Below are 3231 nucleotides of genomic sequence, written 5' to 3'. Positions count from 1 at the left end.
TGCACGGCCGAGCCGAATTCCCCCTGCTCCGCCACCGCATCCTCCTCCAGTGATCACTACACGGCGCTACCACCGATTACGGGCCAGAGCCAAGGGCTCGGTGTACACCCTGAGCAAAGGGAGTATCCGATGATCGATGTGGCGATTACGACAACCGGGTCGACTGCGGTGGAGGCCGTTTCCGGAACGTCCGGGCCGGCTACCGGGCAGGGCGTGGACACTACGTTGACGGCGGCTGTGGCCGAGCTGGCGGAGAAGGCGGCCGAGCAGGCCAGGGCGGGCGGGGTGCGTCTGCTCGGTGAGGGCGGCCTGTTGCAGGCGCTCGCGAAGCACCTGATGGAGAACGCGCTCGACGCGGAGATGGACGAGCATCTCGCGACCGAGCAGGCTCGGACCGGTGGGGCGAGCGCGCGTCGGGGTGGGAACGCCCGCAACGCACCCGCCGCAAGACCGTGAACACCGAGGTCGGACCCGTCACCCTGGACATCCCGCGGGATCGGACGGGGACGTTCCGCCCGGGCCTGATCCCGGTCCACGCCCGCCGCACCGGGGCGTTGGACGAGATGGTGATCTCGTTGACGGCGAAGGGCCTGACCGGTGGCGAGATCGTCGCGCATCTGGCGGAGGTCTACGACATCTCCACCTCGAAGGAGACCGTCCCCACCATCACCGACCAGGTGTTGGGCGGGATGAACGAGTGGCGAACCCGCCCGCTCGACCCGGTCTACCCGGTGGTCTTCGTCGACGCGATCCACGTGAAGATCCGGGTTCTGTCGACGATCTTGTGATCCGGACGGTTGAGCCGGGGGTGTCGTCTTTTCGCGATCATGCGTCGCGTGCTCTCGTGATGTGCTCGTGGAGCTGTTTCCGCACCTGTCCGGGTAGCTGATCGAGGAGGTCCGACGCCGGCCGGACGAGGTGGTGCTGAGGACGCGGGTGCGGGCGAGGACCGCCGTGTGCCGGTGCGGCGAGGGCTCGGCACGGGTGCACGGCCGGTATGTGCGCCATCTGCGTGATGTCGCTGCGGGCGGCCTCGGCGTCGTGATCGAGTTATGCATACGCCGCTTCCGTTGTGAGAATCCCGCCTGCTCGGCGGTGACGTTCGCGGAGCAGGTCGCGGGGCTGACCGCCCCGCACAGCCGCCAGACCCCGCTGCTGCGTGGGCTGTTGACGCGGATCGGCCTGGCCCTGGCCGGCCGTGCGGGCGCCCGTCTGGCGTCCGCGATGGGCGTCCGCGTGGGCAAAGACCATCTTCTGCGGCTGGTCAGGGCCCTGCCCGACCCCGAAGTCGGGATGTCGAAGTGCTGGGCGTCGACGACTTCGCCTTCCGCAAAGGCCGCCATTACGGCACGGTGTTGATCGATTTGGCCACCCACCGCCCGATACACCTCTTCGACGGCCGCGAGAGCGAGGACCTGGCCGCCTGGCTGCGCGACCACCCCGAGGTGCAGGTCATCTGCCGGGACCGCTCCAGCGGCTACGGGGAGGGCGCACGGCTGGGCGCGCCCCGGGCCGAACAGGTCGCCGACCGCTACCACCTGTGGGCCAACCTCGGCGAGGCGGCCGAGAAGACGGCGAACACCCATCGCGCCCGTCTGGCCGAACCTCCTCCGGAACCGGCCGACACACCCGACGAGTTGGAGGCGGAGCCGCAGGTGGTCCAGCCGCCGCGGGAGCTGAAGGTCGTGACCCGGCTGCGTGAGCAACACGCCGCTGTCCACGAACTGTGGGACCGGGGCATGTCGAAGGCGGCGATCGGCCGGAAGCTCGGGCTGCACCAGGCCACCGTCCGCAAGCTGGTGGGCGCCCGCTCCGCCGACGATGTCGTCGCCAAGAGCCTCCAGCGGGCTCACCTCGTCGATCCGTACCTCGGCCACCTGCACCAGCGCTGGAACGAAGGAGTCAGAAACGCCGCCCAGCTCTGCCGTGAAATCCAGGAACTTGGTTACTCCGTAGGTGAGTTGACCGTCCAACGTCACCTGCGGCGCTACCGCAACGGGCGCGGACATGCGCCGGCCCCCGGCCCCAAGCCTCCATCGGTCCGCGAGGTCACCTCCTGGATCATGACCCACCCCGAACACCTGGCGGACGACGACGCGGACAAACTGCGCGGTCTGCGCGAGCGTGATCCCGAGCTGGATCGGCTGACCGGCCACGTCAGGACGTTCGCGGCGATGATGACCGGGCGCCACGGCGACCGTCTCGACGACTGGATCAGCACGGTCGAACAGGACGACCTGGCCCCGCTGGCATCCTTCGCCCGCAACCTCCGCCGCGACCTCGACGCCGTCCGCAACGGCCTTTCCCTGCACTACAGTTCCGGCGCAGTCGAGGGCAACATCAACCGGCTGAAGATGCTCAAACGCCAGATGTTCGGCCGGGCCGGCCTCGATCTCCTCCGCAAACGCGTCCTGCTCACTCGATGAGCCCGAACCGTCCGGATCACAAGATCGTCGACAGAACCCGGATCTTCACGTGGATCGCGTCGACGAAGACCACCGGGTAGACCGGGTCGAGCGGGCGGGTGCGCCACTCGTTCATCCCGCCCAACACCTGGTCGGTGATGGTGGAGACGGTCTCCTTCGAGGTGGTGATGTCGTAGACCTCGGCCAGGTGCGCGACGATCTCCCCGCCGGTCAGGCCCTTCGCCGTCAACGAGATCACCATCTCGTCCAACGCGCCGGTGCGGCGGGAGTGGACCGGGACCAGGCCCGGGCGGAACGTCCCCGTCCGATCCCGCGGGATGTCCAGGGTGACCGGTCCGACCTCGGTGTTCACCGTCTTGCGACGGGTGCCGTTGCGGGCGTTCCCGCCGCGGCGTGCGCTCGCCGCACCGGTCCGGGCCTGCTCGACACGGAGATGCTCGTCCATCTCGGCGTCGAGTGCGTCCTCCATCAGGTGCTTCGCGAGTGCCTGCAACAGGCCGCCCTCACCGAGCAGACGCACCCCGCCGGCCCTGGCCTGCTCGGCCGCCTTCTCCGCGAGTTCGGCCACGGCCGCCGTCAACGTAGTGTCCACGCCCTGCCCGGTAGCCGGCGCGGACGTTCCCAAAACGCCCTCCACCGCACTCGACCCGGTCGTCGTAATCGCCACATCGGTCATCGGATACTCCCTTTGCTCAGGGTGTACACCGAGTCCTTGGCTCTGGCCCGTAATCGGTGGTAGCGCCGTGTAGTGATCACTGGAGGAGGATGCGGTGGCGGAGCAGGGGGAATTCGGCTCGGCCGTGCA

5 protein-coding genes are annotated in these 3231 nt (G+C 68.8%); 4 read left to right on the top strand and 1 reads right to left on the bottom strand.

The features are described 5' to 3' along the window. The first annotated feature begins 213 nt into the window (after positions 1-213). From ACIBSV_RS50580 to ACIBSV_RS50565, 4 genes are all read left to right on the top strand, one after another. A complete protein-coding gene (locus tag ACIBSV_RS50580) occupies positions 214-456 on the top strand; it encodes a hypothetical protein (protein ID WP_395874772.1) in 243 nt (80 codons plus the stop codon). Beyond that, positions 453-788, top strand: coding sequence for a transposase (locus ACIBSV_RS50575; RefSeq protein ID WP_395874770.1), 336 nt, complete (start codon positions 453-455; stop codon positions 786-788). The genes ACIBSV_RS50580 and ACIBSV_RS50575 overlap by 4 nt, the downstream gene beginning before the upstream one ends. A gap of 130 nt (positions 789-918) precedes the next feature. After that, positions 919-1359: a transposase family protein gene (locus ACIBSV_RS50570; RefSeq protein ID WP_395874768.1), complete on the top strand. Its 441-nt coding sequence runs from the start codon at positions 919-921 to the stop codon at positions 1357-1359. Next, positions 1302-2426 (top strand): ISL3 family transposase, encoded by a 1125-nt coding sequence (locus ACIBSV_RS50565; RefSeq protein ID WP_395874766.1) that lies wholly within the window; start codon positions 1302-1304, stop codon positions 2424-2426. The genes ACIBSV_RS50570 and ACIBSV_RS50565 overlap by 58 nt, the downstream gene beginning before the upstream one ends. Before the next feature lie 16 nt (positions 2427-2442). Here the strand turns inward: ACIBSV_RS50565 and ACIBSV_RS50560 are convergent, their stop codons facing one another. Next, positions 2443-3018: a transposase gene (locus ACIBSV_RS50560; protein ID WP_395874764.1), complete on the bottom strand. Its 576-nt coding sequence runs from the start codon at positions 3016-3018 to the stop codon at positions 2443-2445. Positions 3019-3231 lie beyond the last annotated feature (213 nt).

The organism is Embleya sp. NPDC050154, assembly GCF_044460165.1.
In the GTDB taxonomy this organism is placed as follows: domain Bacteria; phylum Actinomycetota; class Actinomycetes; order Streptomycetales; family Streptomycetaceae; genus Embleya.
The sequence above is the reverse complement of the archived record's forward strand: the minus strand, read 5'-3'. Positions and strand labels throughout refer to the sequence as shown.